Genomic DNA, 17262 nt, shown 5'->3' on the forward strand with positions numbered 1-17262 from the left:
TCAGGGCCTCACCCCAGGACGAAGTTGACCAGCCGGCCGGGGACGGCGACGACGCGGCGCACGGTCGCCCCGGCCAGGTAGCCGGCGACCTTCTCGTCGGCGCGGGCAGCGGCCTCCAGCGCGGCGGCGTCGGCGTCGGCCGGCACCGAGACCTGCGAGCGCACCTTCCCGTTCACCTGGACGGCGACCTGCACGGTGTCGTCGACCAGCCAGCGCTCCTCGGCCTCCGGGAACGCGTGCCAGGCCAGTGACGAGTCGTGGCCCAGTCGCGCCCACATCTCCTCGGCGATGTGCGGAGCCAGCGGCGCGACCAGCAGGACCAGCGGCTCCGCCACCGACCGCGGCACCGGCGACTCCGCCCCGTAGGTCTGGGTCAGGTGGTTGGTCAGCTCGGTGATGCGGGCGATCGCGATGTTGAACCGCAGCGTGGAGTACCCATCCCGGACCCCGGCGATCGCCCGGTGCAGGGCGCGCAGCGTGTCCTCGCCCGGCTCGGAGTCGGCGGTGCGCACGGCACCGGTCTGCTCGTCGACGACGACCCGCCAGATCCGCTGCAGCAGCCGCTGCGAGCCGACGACGGCCTTCGTCTCCCACGGCCGCGACTGGTCCAGCGGTCCGGTCGACATCTCGTACACGCGGAAGGTGTCCGCGCCGTACGCCCCGATCATCTCGTCGGGCGTGACCATGTTCTTCAGGCTCTTGCCGATCTTCCCGTACTCGCGGTTGACCGGGTTGCCCTCGTGGAAGAACTGGCCGTCCTTCTCGACGACCTCGGCGGCGGGCACGTAGAAGCCGCGCTCGTCGGTGTAGGCGTAGGCCGAGATGTACCCCTGGTTGACCAGCCGGCGGAACGGCTCCTCGCTGGAGACGTAGCCCAGGTCGTGCAGCACCTTGTGCCAGAACCGGGCGTACAGCAGGTGCAGCACGGCGTGCTCGACGCCGCCCACGTACAGGTCGACGCCACCGACGTCCCCCTCGCCGCGCGGGCCCAGCCAGTAGCGCTCCAACTCCGGGTCGACCATCTGGGAGTCGTCGCCGGGGTCCAGGTAGCGCAGGTAGTACCAGCACGAGCCGGCCCAGTTGGGCATCGTGTTGGTCTCGCGGCGGTACTTCCTCGGCCCGTCGCCCAGGTCCAGCTCGACCGTCGTCCACTCGGTGGCGCGCGACAGCGGCGGCTCCGGCGCGGAGTCGGCGTCGTCGTCGGCGAAGGTCTTGGGCGAGTAGTCGTCGACCTCGGGCAGCAGCACCGGCAGCATCGACGGCGGGACGGCGACCGGCAGCCCGGCGTCCTCACCGTCGACGGCGTAGACGATCGGGAACGGCTCGCCCCAGTAGCGCTGCCGGCTGAACAGCCAGTCCCGCAGCTTGTAGGTGGTCGTGGCCTCGCCCTGCCCGCGGGCGACCAGCCACTCGGTGATCCTGGCGATCGCCTCGGCCTTCTCCAGCCCGTCCAGCGAGATCTCGTCGTTGGCCGAGTTGATCATCGGACCGCCACCGGTCCACGCCCCGCCGTCCCAACCCTCCGGCGGCTGCACCGTCCGGATCACCGGCAGGCCGAACTTGTCCGCGAACTCGAAGTCGCGGACGTCCTCGCCGGGGACGGCCATGATCGCGCCGGTGCCGTAGCCCATCAGCACGTAGTCGGCGACGAACACCGGCAGCTCGCGGCCGTTGACCGGGTTGACCGCGGTGGCGCCCGTCCAGACGCCGGTCTTGTCCCTGCCCTCGGTCTGGCGCTCCAGCTCCGAGCGTCGGGACGCCTCCCGCCGGTACACGGACACGGCCTCGGCCGGGGTCGCGGCGCCGCCGGTCCACCGGGGGTCGACGCCGGACGGCCATTCGGCTGCGGTCAGCGCGTCGACCAGCGGGTGCTCCGGCGCCACGACCATGTACGTCGCGCCGAACAGGGTGTCCGGGCGGGTGGTGAAGACCTCGATCACCTGGTCAGCACAGCTGAAGCCGATCCGCGCACCGGTCGAGCGTCCGATCCAGTTGCGCTGCATCAGCTTCAACGAGTCCGACCAGTCCAACCGGTCCAGGTCGGCCAGCAACCGGTCGGCGTAGGCGGTGATCCGCATCATCCACTGGGTCAGGGGGCGGCGGAACACGGGGAAGTTGCCCCGCTCCGAGCGGCCGTCGGCGGTGACCTCCTCGTTGGACAGCACCGTGCCCAGCCCGGGGCACCAGTTCACCGGGGCCTCGTGCAGGTAGGCCAGCCGGTGCGCGTCGACGACCTTGCGCCGCTCGACCCCGGACAGCTCGGCCCACGGCCGGGCGGAGGGATTGGTGCCCGGCGCGGGCTCGCGCGTTCCGGCGTCCAACTCGGCGACCAGCTCGTCGATCGGCCGCGCCTTGCCGGCCGACTCGTCGAACCACGACCCGAAGATCTGCAGGAAGATCCACTGGGTCCACTTGTAGTACTCGGGGTCGATGGTCGCGAAGCTGCGCCGGTCGTCGTGGTCGACGCCCAGCCGCCGCAGCTGCGCCCTGATCGCCGCGATGTTGGCCTCGGTGGTGATCCGCGGGTGCTGCCCGGTCTGGACGGCGTACTGCTCGGCGGGCAGGCCGAAGGCGTCGTAGCCCATGGGGTGCAGCACGTTGTCGCCGTCCATCCGGCGGAACCGGCTGGTGACGTCGGTGCCCAGGTATCCCAGGGGGTGCCCGACGTGCAGCCCGGCACCCGACGGGTACGGGAACATGTCCATCGCGAAGTACTTGGGCCGGTCGGCGACCTTCTCGAAGCCCTCGCTCAGCCGCCCGACCGGGTTCGGGGTGTGGAACGTCCCGGCGGACTCCCACCGGTCCTGCCACGCGAGCTCGATCTTCTGGGCCAGGGCCGGCGTGTAGCGGTGCGGCGGTACGTCGCCCGACGACGGCTCGACGATTGGCTGATCGGCGCTCTGGCTCATCGCTGGTGCTCCTGGGTCCCAAGCTGTGGCATACCGGCGGCGGACATAAAGAAACCCCTCACGCAGGAGGGGTCGCCGTGCTGTCTGAGCGTGTCAGGTCAGCACGGCCGGGAAAGCAGGAACCGCCCGGTCACGCCGCCCATGCTACCGCGACGCACCTCCCGCGGTCCCCGGCCGCCCGTTCACCCCTACGGGCCGGAATCGGCCGCTGGGGTGCAGCCCGACCGGGCACCGGCCGATGAACGAAAGGTGGAGCGGGACAGGCTGACGAGGTGGCGCACGCGTGCGCCCTCGTCGGGGCTGCTCGTCGCGCTGACGCTGGGCTGTGTCTCGCTGTTCGCGACCGGGATCGGTCCGCGTCCCGAAGGCGCGGGCTGGGACCGGCTCTACGACGTCGCCCTCTACAACTCCGCCTACCTGCCGGCGGCAGCAGCCGCCTGGGCCGCGTCCGTGCGGGTCCGCGCCGAGCGGCTGGCGTGGCGCTCCCTCGGCGTCGCCCTGGTGCTCTACGCCCTCGCCAACGTCCTGCGCACGCTGGGCGCCGGAACGGCCGGGAACGGGCCGTACCCCCCGGTCATCGACGTGCTCGCGCTGATCGCCTACCTGCTGCTCTACGTCGCCATGGTGGGCCTCATCCGGGCCCGCGTGCCGCGCTTCCACCCCAGCATGTGGCTCGACGGCGTCATCGGCGCCCTCGGCACGACCGCGCTCGGCGTGGCGTTCCTGATCGGCCCGTACCTGCACCCGGTCGACGGGCGCCCGGCCGTGGCCCTGATCAACCTCGCCATGCCGGTGATGGACGTGCTGCTCCTCGCCCTGCTGGTGGCGGTCGGCGCGATCCTGGGCCTGCGGATGGACCGCTCGCTCGGGAGCGTCATCGTGGCGCTGCTCCTCGTCCTCACCGGCGACGTCGTGCTGTTCGCCCGCACCGTCGACGGCACCTACGTCGACGGCGGCCCGACGGAACTCCTCTGGCTGGCCGGCATCTGCTTCGCCGCGCTCGCCGCCCACGGCGCCCGCCCCCGGCCCGCGCGGGACGCCGAGCACTCCCGCGTGGGCCTGCGCCTGCTCGCCCTCCCGCTGATCTGCAACGTCGCCAGCCTGTTCGTCCTCGCAGCCGGGTGGGGCGACGCGCTGCCGTCGGCCGCCGCCTGGCTGGCCATCGCCTGTGTCGTCGCGGCCATCGCCCGCACGGCGGTCACCTTCCGCGAGGTGCGGGGGTTCAACGAGGTCAAGCAGCAGGCGCTCACCGACGAGCTGACCGGACTGGCCAACCGGCGGGCGCTGCTCGAGACGGCGGCCCGGGTGCTGACGACGGCGTCCGCGCGGCGCCCGGCCGCTCTCCTGCTGCTCGACCTCGACGGCTTCAAGGAGGTCAACGACAGCCTGGGGCACACGGCCGGCGACCACCTGCTCCGCCAGATCGGCCCGCGGCTGCAGCCGGCCCTGCGTCCTGGCGAGGTGCTGGCCCGGCTCGGCGGCGACGAGTTCGCCGTCCTCCTGCCCGAGGCAGGGCTCGACGAGGCCCAGGAGCGGGCCGAGCGCCTGCGCAAGCTGATCCTGCAGCCGTTCTCCGTCGAGGACATCCGGCTGCACGTCGGGGTCAGCATCGGCGTCGCGACCGCGCCGGTGCCCGCGGCGACGGTCCAGGAGATGCTGCGCTGCGCCGACGTCGCGATGTATGCGGCGAAGTCCGCACGGGAGGGCGTGCACGTCTACGTGCCCGACCCGCACGGCGGCAGCGGCGACCGGCTGCGCACGATGGAGGAGCTGCGCGTCGCGCTGCAGAGCGACCAGCTCGTCGTCCACCTGCAGCCGCAGATCGCCCTCACCGACGAGCGGGTGGTGGGCGTCGAGGCCCTCGTCCGCTGGAACCACCCGGTCCGCGGGCTGCTCTCCCCCGCCGACCTGCTGCCCGCCGCCGAGCAGGCCGGGCTGCTGCGGCCGCTCACCGACACCGTGCTGGAGCTCGCGCTCACCGCGACCGCGCGCTGGTGGCCGGGCGAGCGGGTGCCGGTGTCAGTCAACCTCGCCGCGGCCAACGTCAACGACCTCGACCTGCCCAGCAAGGTCGCCGCCGCGCTGCGCCGGCACGGCCTGCCGCCCGAGGCCCTGACGCTGGAACTGGTCGAGGACACCCTCATGGCCGACCCGGAGCGCGGCCGCCAGGTGCTCGCCGAGCTGCGCAGGCTCGGCGTCCGGACGTCGATCGACGACTACGGGACCGGCTACAGCTCGCTGGCCTACCTCCGGCACCTGCCCGCCGACGAGCTCAAGCTCGACCGGAGCTTGACGGCCGACGTCGACCAGGACCGTCGCGCGGCGGCGATCGTCCGGCACACCGTCGCCCTGGCCCACGAGCTCGGCCTCCGGCTGGTCGTGGAGGGCGTCGAGGACGCCGCCACCGGCGCAGCGCTGGCCCGGCTCGGCTGCGACATCGCGCAGGGCTACGCGATCGCCCGCCCGATGCCCGTCGAGGACTTCCTGGCGTGGCTGGTCACGCCCCGCCCGCTCCTGCTGGAGCAGGCCCGGGCCTGAGGGAGGCTCACCCGGCGGCGAGAACCGGCCGGGGGGTCGGCGCCAGGCTCGAGAGCTTCAGCCAGCGCGGCAGCGCCCGGCAGGCCTGCGGCTCGCCGCGCAGCACCAGCTCCCCCGACCCGAGCGCGGCCGCCCAGGCCAGGTCCCCGCGCCAGAGGCGGGTCATCGTCCGCAGACTGCTCTCCACCGTGACCCGCACGTCGTGACCCGGGTCCACGTCGCAGACGTCCACCCCGTCGCCGGTGATCACGATCCACCAGCGCCGGTTCGACGGCGGTACGTCGGGGAAGACGAAGGCGATCACCGTCCGGCCGTCCGGGACCGCCTCGGTGTCGATGCTGCGGTGGACGTCCCACAGCAGCAGGTGCGGGTCGAGGTCCTCGTCGCCCAGCTCGGGGATCCAGCGGATCCCCCACCGGCCCAGCGCCTCGACGATCGGCTCGAGCTCGCGACCGGAGTCGGTGAGCCGGTAGGTGACCCGGTTGCCGTCCTCCCAGCGCTCCACGACCCCGGCGCGGACGAGGGTCTGCAGGCGCTTGGACAGCAGCGCGGGCGACATCCGGGGCACGCCCCGGCGCAGCGCGTTGAAGTGCTGGCTGCCCATCATCAGCTCGCGCACGACGAGCAGCGTCCATCGCTCGTCGAGCAGCTCCATCGCCTTGGCCACCGGGCAGAACTGCCCGTAGTGCGAGGGCATCGCGTGCTCCCTCCCGCCGGCGTGGCTCCGACATCGCCGACCGTAGGACCGCAGCGCCCGCCGCGGTAGTACAGATGCTGTACCGGGTTGCTACAGACGGCGTACTGGAGCGGGGCGGCCGCCGACCCCGACCGTGAACGGGTCCCGACGACGTCCCGACCCCCGGAGCTCCCGATGACCCTCACCGCCTCCGCCCCCGCCCCCGCCCCCACCACCGCCACCCTCGCCGAGAAGGCACCCACGGTGCTGTCCCTGATCGCCGGCTACGTCGGCCACCGGACGGTCGCGATCGGGCTGCGGCAGGGACTGATCCGGCGCCTGGCCGACGAGCCGGGGAGCACCCCGGACGACCTGGCCGAGGCCCTCGACCTCGACCCCTTCTACGTGGGCGTCTGGTGCCGGGCCGGCCTGGCCGCCGGGGTGCTCGAACGCTCCGACGACGGCTACCGGCTCGGCGACCACATCGCGACCCTGCTGCTCGACACCACCTCGCCGGCCTGGGACGGCGGTGTCTTCGCCGTCACCGAGGCCCCGGAGATGTTCGGCCGCTTCGAGACCCACTTCGCCACCGGCGAGCGGATGTGGTGGGACGACACCAGCCCGGAGTGGATCGCCGCCGTCGCCGGCACGGGCACGCCGTTCTACACCCGGCTGGTCCCCGGCGGGCTGGCGCAGGTGCCCGGGCTGGCCGAGCGCCTCGACGCCGGCGTCCGGGTCATCGACACCGCGTGCGGCGCGGGGAACGGCGCCGTCCGCCTGGCCACCGCGTATCCGCGCTGCACGGTCGTCGGCGTCGACGGGGACCGGCACTCGGTGGAGAAGGCCCGGGAACGGGTGGCCGCCGCCGGCCTCGCCGACCGGGTCGAGGTGGTGCACAGCGCCCTGGAGGACTTCACCGTCGACCAGCCGGCCACCCTGGTGATCAACAACATCTCGATGCACGAGTGCCGGGACGCCGACCGCGTCACCGAGAACGTGAAGGCCGCGCTGGAGCCGGGCGGCTGGTTCGTGATCTCCGACTTCCCGTTCCCGGACACCGACGAGGGCCTGCGCAGCGTGCCGGGGCGGATCATGACCGGCATCCAGTTCTTCGAGGCCCAGATCGACGACCAGCTCCTCCCCCGGGCGGCCTACGACGACCTGCTCGCCCGGCACGGCTTCGTCGACATCGGCTCGGTGCAGCTGACGCCGATGCACGCGCTGACCTGGGGACGGCGTCCCGCGGCCTGAGTCCCCGTCGGGAGGTGGCGCCTCACCCGAGCTGGGGGGCCACCTCCGACGCGACCAGGTCCAGGTGATCGAGGTCGGCGAGGTCGAGCACCTGCAGGTAGACCCGCTGGGCGCCGGCCTCGGCGTAGCGACCCAGGACGTCGACCGCCTCGGCCGGCGTGCCCGCCACCCCGTGCGCCCGCAGCTCGCCCACCTCGCGGCCGATCGCCGCGGCGCGACGCGCGAGCTCCGCCTCGTCCTTGCCGACGCAGAGCACCAGGGCCGAGCTCGTCACGATCGACGCCGGGTCGCGGCCCGCCTCCTCGCAGGCCTGCGCACCCCGGCGAACAGCCGGGCGTTGGCCTCCACCGACTCGAACGGCACGTTGAACTCCGCCGCGTACCGGGCGGCCAGCCGCGGGGTCCGCCTCGGCCCCTTGCCGCCGACCAGGACCGGGATCCCACCGGCCTGCACCGGCTTGGGCAGCGCCGGCGACCCGGAGAGCGTGTAGTGGTCACCGCTGAAGTCGAACGTCTCCCCCGGCGGCGTGCCCCACAGCCCGGTGATGACCGCCAGCTGCTCCTCGTACCGGTCGAACCGCTCGCCCAGTGACGGGAACGGGATGCCGTAGGCGGCGTGCTCGGCCGCGAACCACCCCGAGCCGATGCCGAGTTCCACGCGGCCACCGCTCATCTGGTCGACCTGCGCCACGGCGATCGCCAGGGGCCCCGGCAGCCGGAACGTGGCCGCCGTCATCAGGGTGCCCAGGCGGATGCGGGACGTCTCGCGGGCCAGGCCGGCCAGGGTCACCCAGGCGTCGGTGGGCCCGGGCAGGCCGTCGCCGCCCATCGTCAGGTAGTGGTCGGACCGGAAGAACGCGTCGAAGCCGGTCTCCTCCGCGCGCCGGGCCACGGCGAGCAGGTCGTCGTAGGTCGCCCCCATCTGGGGCTCGGTGAAGATCCGCAGCTGCACGGCCCGACGCTAACCAGCCACGGCCGGTCGCGCTGCCCGCGCAGCCCCGGGGTGTGCTCGCCGACCGGAGCGGGCAGGATGATCGCGAGACGTTTTCAACTCGGAGGTGCAGCTCGTGTTCCGCAAGAAGACGCGCGGTCAGGTCATCGGCGCCGAGCTCCAGGAGGGATTCGCCCACATCGGAGTAGCGGCGAGCGAGGCCGGCCGCCTCGCGGCCGAGCAGCTCGGGCCCCGGGTGGCGGCGGCCCGCGAGGCCGCCGCGCCCAAGGTCGCCGCGGCGGTCGCCGCCGCCAGCCCCGCCATGGCCGGCGCGCGCGAGGCCATCAGCCCGAAGGTCGAGGCGGCGCGCGAGGCGATCGCGCCGCGGGTGGAGGCGGCCCGCGAGGCCATCGCCCCCCGGGTCGAAGCGGCCCGCGAGGCCGCCGCACCCAAGGTCGCCGCGGCGGTCGCCGCGACCCACAAGGCCGCCGCCGACCTCGGCCCGCGGATGGAGGCCGCCCGCGAGGCGGCCGCCCCGCGCGTGGAGGCGGCGCAGAAGGCCGCGCAGAAGGCGCTGAAGGAGGACGTCGTCCCGCGGCTCGAGGCCGCCCAGGTCGCGGCGCTGGCCTACGCGACGCCGAAGGTGCTCGCCGCCCGCGAGGCGATGACACCCGCGCTGGAGAGCGCCCGGGAGACCCTGGCGGCCGGTGTCGAGAGCGCCCGCAGCGAGATCGACGCGCGGCGGGCCGAGCTGGTGGCCGGCGCCGAGAAGTCCACGCGCAAGGCGCGCAAGACAGCGAAGAAGGCCCGCAAGTCCGCGGTCAAGAAGCGCCGCGAGTTCGAGAAGCTGGCCCAGGCCACGGCCAAGCAGGTCAAGCGGACGGTCGGCAAGGAGCCCGAGCCGCGCCGCTGGACCTGGGTCCTCGCCGTCGCCGCTGTTCTGGCCGGCGTGGCCCTCGCGGCCAAGCGCAAGAACCAGAACGACTGGACCCCGGCCCCGGCCGGCGACGGTCCGGTTCCCAGCTACCGAGAGGACCCCGTGCCCGCAACCCCCACCGAGCCCGGCAAGACCGTCTCCGACGCCGGGACGGCGCCCGGCGACGCCACCCCGCCCGACACCGACCTCGGTGAGCAGACCGCCCAGCTCGCCGAAGGCGACCAGGACGCGGCCGACAGCACCGGCGACGCCGGCCAGGCGCCCGGCACCGGTGGCGACAAGGCCTGATCCGCACCACCCGTCCGGACGACGCCCCCGCTGCGCTGCAGCGGGGGCGTCGCTCGTCAGGGGCGTCGCTCGTCAGGGGCACGGCGCGTCGGGGGTACCGTGGAGATCATGAGTGAGCCGGTCGTCCCGACGCCCTCGACGGGATCCCCGCTCGAACCGGCCGGACGCAAGCTCCTGCGCCTCGAGGTCCGCAACAGCCAGGTACCGATCGAGCGCAAGCCCGAGTGGATCAAGACCCGCCTGAAGACCGGCCCGGAGTACACCGAGCTCAAGTCGCTGGTGCGCCGCGAGGGCCTGCACACGGTCTGCGAGGAAGCGGGCTGCCCCAACATCTACGAGTGCTGGGAGGACCGCGAGGCCACGTTCCTCATCGGCGGTGACCAGTGCACGCGGCGCTGCGACTTCTGCCAGATCGACACCGGCAAGCCGGCCGACTTCGACGCCGACGAGCCGCGGCGGGTCGCCGAGAGCGTCGCGACGATGGGCCTGCGCTACGCCACGGTCACCGGCGTCGCCCGCGACGACCTGCCCGACGGCGGCGCGTGGCTCTACGCCGAGACCGTCCGCCAGATCCACGCCCAGCTGCCCGGCTGCGGCGTGGAACTGCTGATCCCCGACTTCAACGCCGACCCCGACCAGCTCGCCGAGGTGTTCTCCTCCCGTCCCGAGGTGCTCGCGCACAACGTCGAGACCGTGCCGCGGATCTTCAAGCGCATCCGGCCCGGGTTCCGCTTCGAGCGGTCGCTGGCCGTGATCACCGCCGCCCGCGAGGCCGGGCTGGTCACCAAGTCCAACCTGATCCTGGGCATGGGCGAGGAACCGCACGAGGTCGTCGAGACCATGCAGGCCCTGCACGACGCCGGCTGCGACCTGCTGACCATCACCCAGTACCTGCGCCCCTCGCCGCGGCACCACCCCGTCATCCGCTGGGTGAAGCCCGACGAGTTCGTCGGCTTCCAGGCCGAGGCCGAGCGGATCGGCTTCCCGGGCGTGCTCGCCGGTCCGCTGGTGCGCAGCTCCTACCGGGCCGGCCGGCTCTACCAACAGGCCGTGGAGGCTCGCGGACTCACCCGTCAGGGCTGAGCCCGGCGGGCCGGACCTGCCGCGCGCGGGTTCTGCCCTGCCACGCCCCTATCCTGAGGGCATGGCACGCAGCAAGCCCTCAGACTCCTCCGCTCCCAGCGGGAAGCCAGGCCGCGCCCCCAAGGACGGTGGCCGCGGCCGGTCGTCAGGGGCCACGGCGTCCGGCGCCGAGCCGGTCAAGCTCAACCGCAAGGGCAAGCCGAAGAAGCAGCGGCTCAAGAAGCTCGGCGGCAACCTGCGCATGATCAAGCAGGCCTACTCGCTCACCCGCAAGAACGACCCCAAGCTGCCCTGGATCATGCTGATCTGGTTCGTGGCGGTCGCCGGCGTGATCGAGCTGGTCGGCATCCTGTTCAACTCGCCATTCCTCTTCCTGCCGCTGGCGATCGTCAGCGGCGTCCTGGCGGCGATGGTCATCTTCGGTCGGCGCGCGCAGGGCTCGGCCTACCGCCAGGTCGAGGGGCAGCCGGGCGCGGCGGCCTGGGTCCTCGAGGGCATGCGCGGCGACTGGCGGGTCACCTCCGGCGTCGCCGGCACCCAGCAGCTCGACGCGGTGCACCGCGTGCTCGGCCGTCCCGGGATCATCCTCGTCGCCGAGGGCTCCCCCGCGCGGGTGCGCGGACTCCTCGCCCAGGAGAAGAAGAAGGTCGCCCGCGTCGTCGGCGACACCCCGATCTACGACATCACCGTCGGCGACGACGAGGGCCAGATCCCGCTGCGGAAGCTCAGCGCGCACGTGATGAAGCTGCCCCGCAACCTCTCCGCCGCCGAGGTCAACGCCCTCGGCCGCCGGATGAGCGCGCTCGGCGGCAGCCGGATGCCGGTGCCCGGCGGGCCGCTGCCCGGCGGCAAGCAGATGACGGTCAGCCAGCGGCAGGTCCGCCGCCGCTAGAGACTTTCTGTACAGAAAGTCCGTCGTCAGAGGCGGGTGAACGGGTCCGCGTAGCGGAACGCGCCCTCGACGGGTGGACCGTTGACGTGCCGCACCTGGAAGTGCTCGCCCCAGGCCGGGTCCGGCGCAGTGATCCCGCGCTCGGCTGCGGGGACGAAGCCGAACCGGCGGTAGTAGTCGGGCGACCCGAGCAGCGCGACCAGCCGCTCGTCGGCCGCCTCGGCCACGGCCAGCAAGGCATGCACGAGCGCCGTGCCGACCCCGCTGCGCTGCCGGCCGGGCAGGACCCCGAGCGGCCCCAGGCCCAGCACCGGGGTGCCGTAAGGCTCCAGCCACCCGCGGGTGGCGATCACGTGGCCGATCACGGCGCCGTCCTCGACGGCGACCAGGGACAGGTGCGGCAGGAAGCCGGCGTCCTCCCGCAGTTCGTCGGTCAGCCGCGCCTCCGCGTCGGACGGCGCGAACGCCGCGAGGTGCAGCGCGCGGACGGCGTCGTGGTCGGCCGGCCGTTCCCGACGGACGATCAACGCTCGTGGACGACGGCCGTGCCGGTGAGCCGGTCGTGCAGGCCCCGCCCGTCGGCGTCGACCAGCAGGGCCGGGACGAGCAGGCAGAGCAGGGCGGTGCGGACGACGGCACGCCACGGGGCCAACCGGGCACCGGGCCGCGGGTGTGCCAGCCGCAGCCCCATCACCCGCATGCCCGGCGTCTGGCCGAACAGGACCAGCGTCACCACCGTGACCGCGGCGAAGGACACCAGGCTCCAGTTGCCCGGCAGGTCCGGTGCGGTGAACAGGCCCGCGACGAACGCGGCGCTGATCGCGTCGACGACGAAGGCGACGATGCGCGGGTTCCAGGTCGCGAGCCGGCCCGGGCCCTCGGCGGGGAGGCCCAGGGAGGCGCCGCGGACGCGTTCCTGAGAAGGTGGCGATGCGTCCCTGACCATGCCCACCAGCGTAGGACCTGCCCGAGAGCACCCCGAGGCTCCTCGGCGGACACGTGATCGGCGACACGCCGGTGCCGTTGTTACCGCCCCGAAACACTCGGGACACCCCGGGGCAACTCCCCGCTCGTAACTTGCGAGTCGGCCATCCGCCCACTCCCGGAGGATCGATGTTCAACAGTCCCGACGAGGTCGCCGCCTACATCCGCGACAACGACGTCGAATACGTCGACGTCCGCTTCTGCGACCTGCCCGGCGTCATGCAGCACTTCACCATCCCGGCGTCGACGTTCGGCGAGGACACCTTCTCCGAGGGGCTGGGCTTCGACGGCTCCTCGATCCGCGGGTTCCAGGCCATCAACGAGTCGGACATGCTGCTGCTGCCCGACGCCAACAGCGCCTTCCTCGACCCGTTCCGCACGCACAAGACGCTGAACGTGAACTTCTTCATCCACGACCCGATCACGCGCGAGGCCTACAGCCGCGACCCGCGCAACGTGGCGAAGAAGGCCGAGGCGTACCTCGCCAGCAGCGGTATCGCCGATACGGCGTACTTCGGCCCCGAGGCCGAGTTCTACGTCTTCGACTCGATCCGCCACTCGACCAGCATCAACGAGGGCTACTACCACATCGACTCGGTCGAGGGTTCGTGGAACTCGGGGTCGGCGACCGGCGAGAACGGCGGCCCGAACCTGGGTTACAAGACCCGGGCCAAGGGCGGCTACTTCCCCGTCGAGCCGTACGACCACTACAGCGACCTGCGCTCGACGATGATGACCAACCTGACCAACGCCGGCCTCGAGCTCGAGCGCGGTCACCACGAGGTGGGCACCGCGGGTCAGGCCGAGATCAACTACAAGTTCGACACCCTGCTCCGCTCGGCCGACAGCCTGATGCTGTTCAAGTACATCATCAAGAACACCGCCTGGGCGGCGGGAAAGACGGCGACGTTCATGCCCAAGCCGCTGTTCGGCGACAACGGTTCGGGCATGCACTGCCACCAGAGCCTTTGGAAGGACGGCGAGCCGCTCTTCCACGCCGAGACCGGGTACGCGGGCCTGTCCGACACCGCCCGCCACTACATCGGTGGGCTCCTGTCGCACGCGCCGTCGCTGCTGGCGTTCACCAACCCGACGGTCAACAGCTACCACCGCCTGGTGCCCGGCTACGAGGCCCCGATCAACCTCGTCTACTCCGCGCGCAACCGGTCGGCCTGCTGCCGCATCCCGATCTCGGGCGACAGCCCCAAGGCCAAGCGCATCGAGTTCCGCGTGCCCGACCCGTCGGCCAACCCCTACCTCGCCTTCTCGGCGATGCTCATGGCCGGCCTCGACGGCATCAAGAACAAGATCGAGCCGCCGGCCCCGGTCGACAAGGACCTCTACGAGCTGCCGCCCGAGGAGGCCCTGGGCATCGAGAAGGTGCCCGCGTCGCTGGACGCCGTCCTCGACAACCTCGAGACCGACCACGAGTACCTCATCGACGGCGGGGTGTTCACACCCGACCTGATCGAGACGTGGATCGAGTACAAGCGGGAGCACGAGATCGACCCGATCCGCCTGCGCCCGCACCCGCACGAGTTCGCGATGTACTACGACATCTGAGTGTGCGGGCCCCGAAGGTGCGCCTGTCGTGGTGAGGTCAGTGCCTCACCACGACACGCGCACCTTCACGGGCGCGGCTGGCCCTGTCGTCGTCGCACGAGGGCGTTGACGATCGCGAGGAGCACGACGCCGCCGAGCACAACGCCGATCCCACCCTCGCTCGGCAGCCGCAGGCCGACCGCGCTCGTGCACCACGTCCGCGAGTCGACCGGCACCCCCTCCGGCGCCAGGCCCATCGCGGTCGCGCACTCGATCGGCCAGAACAGCAGGGCGAGGGCGATGCCGACCAGGGCGAGCGCGATCCTGTGCTGCGGACTGGGCAGCCGGAGGGTCGCCATGACCCCCGCCACGCCCACGACCGCGACGGTCCAGACGAGCACGGCCACTCAGTAGATCGAGTAGATGCCGAGGGCGTCACCGCGTCCGAGGGTGCGCGCCGACGTGTCACAGGTCGAGAGGTTCGTGCTCATCGTCATGGTCGGGTAGGCCTCCTCCGAGACGTGGCCACCATGCTGACGAACAGCGAACGGACTTTGCCCATGACTCGATCCCTTTGTCGGAACGGACTGTGCGCACGTGCACACACCGACAACGACGCCAGCGGACTCGCGATACTCGTATCTCGTGATCGGGGTCACGTCCGCAGGGGAGCCCGCGTCCGACGACGTCGACAGTCCGGCCGCCCCCTCCGCCCCCGAACATCACCCACCGCGTACGCGCTTTTCAGAGGCCACATCCATGAAGATCCACCCGCGTTCGCTCACGCGGTCAGTATTCGCGATGCACCACGTCATCTGATCCCGCCCGTCACCGCCGCGGCCCCCGACCTACTCGAGGTCGGGGGCCGCGTCGTCGGTGCGGGGGCGCGTCTACTGGTTGATCTCGATCTCCTCCGCCGCCTCCGCGGCGGCACGTGGGCCGGGTACCGCGCCGGCCGCCTGCGGCGGCGAGTACGTCACCGGCTGCCGCAGGTCGATGTAGTCCGGCGGCTCCGGGCTCAGCGCCATCAACTCCTCCATCGCGGCCTGCATCTCCGGCGGCGCCTCCTTGCGCTCGCCCTCGCGCGCCTCGGCCTCCGAGGTGAAGTAGATGACCTGCGTCCACCGGTCCGGCGGGTGGTTGATCATGACGCTGCCGAGGATCTCCGGGCGGAACCCGGCCAGGTCGGCCGCCGACATCCCGGCCACGATCTCCTTGGCCCGTGCAGGGTCGGTCACCCGCCCCTGCATCACCTGGACGAAGCCGGCCCGGTCGGGGTCGCCGGCCAGGTCGACGACGACGTCCTCGCTGTCGGCGAACGTCACCTCGCCGTCGAAGAGCCGCTGCGTCTCCTCCCACCAGCGGGACTGCTCCGGCCGTGCGCCGTTGCGGGCCGCTGCCTCGGCCGATGCGAAGCGGGCGACGGCGACGAACCGGCCGTCGTCGCTGACCCCGACCGTGCTGCCCAACCAGCCGATCGAGCCGGGCTGCAGCTCCTCCATCCACCGGTCCAGCGTCGCGCGCGCCGCCTCGGCGTCCGACGTCCTGCCCTGAATGACCTGAGCGAACATGGCGTGCCTCCTGCCACCGTCGTCTCGGCCCCCGTGGGGCTACCGACGCTAGCCCCGGTGGGCGGCCCGCGGAATGCGCGTCACGGCGGCAGTCCCACGGTGGACCGGCGGGCAGAACGGGCTGCCCTCCGGGTGACCCGTCCCCGCGTCGCCGTGTTGTCCGCGGTGCACGACAACCCGCACGCCGAGACCGACTCGATCATCGATGCCGTGCGCCGGGGATTTCGGCGACGTGTCCCACTAGACGGTCTTGGTCGCCGCGTGGAACAAGGTCAGGAACGCCGACCGGTTCGACCTGGCCTGATCCCGCACGTCACCACGGCTGCCGCCGGCCTTCGGCTGGGGGGCCGCAGTGCGGGACGACCCGCCGACGCGGCTCACTCGTCGGGCAGCTCGGCGACGTAGGCGGCGAGGTTCGGCGGGACGCCCAGGACGAGCGAGTGGTTGTCATGGCTGAGCCGGAGGCCGCGGGGGTCCCAGCCGGCCCGCCAGCCGTGCATGTCCAGCAGGTAGGTCACGCTGTCGACGACGTCCTGGGCCCGCCCGCCTGCATTCCAGGCCTCGTGGTTGGTCTCCAGGACCACCCGCTTGTGCAGCGCGTCGCGGTCCAGGCCGGCGAACTTCTCCAGCCGCTGGTCGACCTGCAGCGCCACGGGCGCCAGGAACAGGTCCGTGTAGTCGCGCGGTGCTGGGGGCACGGGCATCTCCTCGTCTGGCGTTCCGGTCCGCGGTTCGGACCGTACCGGCCGCTCGCCGGTGACGGAGGGTGTCAGGCGTACCGCGCGACGAAGTTGGCCAGCATCCGGCCGGGCTCGGTGACCACCGCGGGCTCCAGGCGGGCGACCAGATCGTCGAGCTCGTCGGCCGGGAAGTAGCCGTAGTTCTGGTAGACGTGCACCCGCGTGAGCAGGCCCGGCACGTCGAGCTCGGGGTGGAACTGGGTGGCGTACACGTTGGTCCGCACCCGGAACATCTGCACGGGGCAGGTGGCCGACGTCGCGAGGAGCACGGCCGACGGCGGCAGGACGCTGCACGCCTCCTTGTGCCCGACGAACGCGTCGAACTCCTCCGGCATGCCCTCGAGCACGGGATCGCCGAGGCCCTCCGGCGTGAGCTGGATCCGCACGGCACCGATCGGCTCGGCGTGGGTGCGGTCGACGACCCCGCCCTGGTGCACCCCGAGGGTGCCGACGCCGTAGCAGGCGCCGAAGAACGGGAAGTCGCGCTCGACGATCCGGTCCAGCAGCCGGCGCATGTCGTGCTCGACCCGGTGCTGGACGGCGGACTTCGCCGCGGGCGGGTCGCTGGAGTTGAACGGGCCGCCGCCCAGGAGCAACCCCGAGTAGGCGTCGAGGTCGATCTCGGGCAGCGGGGCCGCCTCCATGCGGATCCGGTGCAGCTCCCGGGTCGACAACCCGGTGAAGCGCTGGAACGCCTCGTACTCCCCCTCGGCGGCGACGTCTTCCGCGCGGGAGGACAGCAGGAGGAAGGGCCGCACGGGCGGATCCTAGGTGTCGCTCCGGCGGCGGTGCGGTCAGACATCCCATGGTGTGGGGCGTCAAGCCGCGGTGGCGGTGAGCTGGGGCCAGGCGGTGTGTTCGTTGTACTGGGTTCTGGTCTTGAGGCAGCCGTGGAGGATGCCGACCAGGCGGTTGGCGAGT

16 protein-coding genes are annotated in these 17262 nt (G+C 72.5%); 6 read left to right on the forward strand and 10 right to left on the reverse strand.

The genetic code is table 11. The features are described from left to right. Positions 1-8 precede the first annotated feature (8 nt). On the reverse strand, positions 9-2909 hold the full coding sequence (gene leuS / locus ABD644_RS13265; protein WP_344689389.1) for a leucine--tRNA ligase: 2901 nt from the start codon (positions 2907-2909) through the stop codon (positions 9-11). 249 nt (positions 2910-3158) lie between these two features. Here leuS and ABD644_RS13270 point away from each other — a divergent pair, with 249 nt between their 5' ends. Next, the gene (locus ABD644_RS13270; RefSeq protein ID WP_344689390.1) at positions 3159-5447 is read left to right on the forward strand and encodes a putative bifunctional diguanylate cyclase/phosphodiesterase; all 2289 of its coding nucleotides are present in this window, start codon (positions 3159-3161) and stop codon (positions 5445-5447) included. Between the two features lie 7 nt (positions 5448-5454). On the opposite strand, the gene ABD644_RS13275 is transcribed toward ABD644_RS13270, so the two are convergent. Further along, positions 5455-6144, reverse strand: a complete 690-nt coding sequence (locus ABD644_RS13275) for a winged helix-turn-helix transcriptional regulator (protein ID WP_344689391.1) — start codon at positions 6142-6144, stop codon at positions 5455-5457. Between the two features lie 174 nt (positions 6145-6318). Here ABD644_RS13275 and ABD644_RS13280 point away from each other — a divergent pair, with 174 nt between their 5' ends. Beyond that, complete coding sequence (locus tag ABD644_RS13280) at positions 6319-7374, forward strand: class I SAM-dependent methyltransferase (RefSeq protein ID WP_344689392.1); 1056 nt, start codon at positions 6319-6321, stop codon at positions 7372-7374. Between the two features lie 22 nt (positions 7375-7396). Here the strand turns inward: ABD644_RS13280 and ABD644_RS13285 are convergent, their stop codons facing one another. Both ABD644_RS13285 and ABD644_RS13290 read right to left on the reverse strand, forming a co-directional pair. Further along, the gene (locus ABD644_RS13285) at positions 7397-7648 is read right to left on the reverse strand and encodes a hypothetical protein (protein ID WP_344689393.1); all 252 of its coding nucleotides are present in this window, start codon (positions 7646-7648) and stop codon (positions 7397-7399) included. After that, positions 7645-8325: an LLM class F420-dependent oxidoreductase gene (locus ABD644_RS13290; protein ID WP_344689394.1), complete on the reverse strand. Its 681-nt coding sequence runs from the start codon at positions 8323-8325 to the stop codon at positions 7645-7647. The genes ABD644_RS13285 and ABD644_RS13290 overlap by 4 nt, the downstream gene beginning before the upstream one ends. Positions 8326-8440: 115 nt before the next feature. Between ABD644_RS13290 and ABD644_RS13295 the strand changes: the two genes are divergently transcribed. The 3 genes from ABD644_RS13295 to ABD644_RS13305 all read left to right on the forward strand — a co-directional run bounded on the left by ABD644_RS13295 (position 8441) and on the right by ABD644_RS13305 (position 11504). Then, entirely contained in the window at positions 8441-9529 is a 1089-nt protein-coding gene (locus ABD644_RS13295) for a hypothetical protein (protein WP_344689395.1), read from the forward strand. Positions 9530-9637: 108 nt separating this feature from the next. After that, on the forward strand, positions 9638-10612 hold the full coding sequence (lipA, locus tag ABD644_RS13300) for a lipoyl synthase (RefSeq protein WP_344689396.1): 975 nt from the start codon (positions 9638-9640) through the stop codon (positions 10610-10612). Between the two features lie 61 nt (positions 10613-10673). Further along, on the forward strand, positions 10674-11504 hold the full coding sequence (locus ABD644_RS13305; protein ID WP_344689397.1) for a DUF4191 domain-containing protein: 831 nt from the start codon (positions 10674-10676) through the stop codon (positions 11502-11504). 26 nt (positions 11505-11530) lie between these two features. Here ABD644_RS13305 and ABD644_RS13310 read toward each other — a convergent pair whose 3' ends face one another. After that, a complete protein-coding gene (locus ABD644_RS13310; RefSeq protein WP_344689398.1) occupies positions 11531-12031 on the reverse strand; it encodes a GNAT family N-acetyltransferase in 501 nt (166 codons plus the stop codon). Then, the gene (locus ABD644_RS13315) at positions 12028-12450 is read right to left on the reverse strand and encodes an RDD family protein (RefSeq protein WP_344689399.1); all 423 of its coding nucleotides are present in this window, start codon (positions 12448-12450) and stop codon (positions 12028-12030) included. Before ABD644_RS13315 ends, ABD644_RS13310 begins: the two co-directional genes overlap by 4 nt. Before the next feature lie 167 nt (positions 12451-12617). On the opposite strand from ABD644_RS13315, the gene glnA reads away from it, so the two are divergent. Continuing rightward, complete coding sequence (gene glnA / locus ABD644_RS13320) at positions 12618-14051, forward strand: type I glutamate--ammonia ligase (RefSeq protein WP_344689400.1); 1434 nt, start codon at positions 12618-12620, stop codon at positions 14049-14051. A gap of 65 nt (positions 14052-14116) precedes the next feature. Here glnA and ABD644_RS13325 read toward each other — a convergent pair whose 3' ends face one another. The 4 genes from ABD644_RS13325 to ABD644_RS13340 all read right to left on the reverse strand — a co-directional run bounded on the left by ABD644_RS13325 (position 14117) and on the right by ABD644_RS13340 (position 17099). Further along, positions 14117-14437: a hypothetical protein gene (locus tag ABD644_RS13325; RefSeq protein WP_344689401.1), complete on the reverse strand. Its 321-nt coding sequence runs from the start codon at positions 14435-14437 to the stop codon at positions 14117-14119. Positions 14438-14920: 483 nt separating this feature from the next. Then, positions 14921-15601 carry a hypothetical protein gene (locus tag ABD644_RS13330; RefSeq protein ID WP_344689402.1) on the reverse strand — a complete coding sequence of 227 codons (681 nt, stop codon included), beginning with the start codon at positions 15599-15601 and terminating at the stop codon, positions 14921-14923. A 377-nt stretch (positions 15602-15978) separates the two neighbouring features. Next, complete coding sequence (locus tag ABD644_RS13335; RefSeq protein ID WP_344689403.1) at positions 15979-16299, reverse strand: hypothetical protein; 321 nt, start codon at positions 16297-16299, stop codon at positions 15979-15981. Between the two features lie 71 nt (positions 16300-16370). Further along, positions 16371-17099, reverse strand: a complete 729-nt coding sequence (locus tag ABD644_RS13340) for a glutamine amidotransferase (protein ID WP_344689404.1) — start codon at positions 17097-17099, stop codon at positions 16371-16373. Positions 17100-17262: the final 163 nt, after the last annotated feature.

Origin of the sequence: Blastococcus jejuensis, assembly GCF_039534705.1 — a bacterium.
GTDB classification, from domain to species: Bacteria; Actinomycetota; Actinomycetes; order Mycobacteriales; family Geodermatophilaceae; genus Blastococcus_B; species Blastococcus_B jejuensis.

Excerpts from the sequence above, each read along its gene's own strand:
- ABD644_RS13305 (WP_344689397.1), top strand. The coding sequence starts at position 10,674 with ATGGCACGCAGCAAGCCCTCAGACTCCTCCGCTCCCAGCGGGAAGCCA.
- ABD644_RS13315 (WP_344689399.1), bottom strand. The coding sequence starts at position 12,450 with ATGGTCAGGGACGCATCGCCACCTTCTCAGGAACGCGTCCGCGGCGCC.
- lipA (WP_344689396.1), top strand. The coding sequence starts at position 9,638 with ATGAGTGAGCCGGTCGTCCCGACGCCCTCGACGGGATCCCCGCTCGAA.
- leuS (WP_344689389.1), bottom strand. The coding sequence starts at position 2,909 with ATGAGCCAGAGCGCCGATCAGCCAATCGTCGAGCCGTCGTCGGGCGAC.
- glnA (WP_344689400.1), top strand. The coding sequence starts at position 12,618 with ATGTTCAACAGTCCCGACGAGGTCGCCGCCTACATCCGCGACAACGAC.
- ABD644_RS13330 (WP_344689402.1), bottom strand. The coding sequence starts at position 15,601 with ATGTTCGCTCAGGTCATTCAGGGCAGGACGTCGGACGCCGAGGCGGCG.
- ABD644_RS13280 (WP_344689392.1), top strand. The coding sequence starts at position 6,319 with ATGACCCTCACCGCCTCCGCCCCCGCCCCCGCCCCCACCACCGCCACC.
- ABD644_RS13275 (WP_344689391.1), bottom strand. The coding sequence starts at position 6,144 with ATGCCCTCGCACTACGGGCAGTTCTGCCCGGTGGCCAAGGCGATGGAG.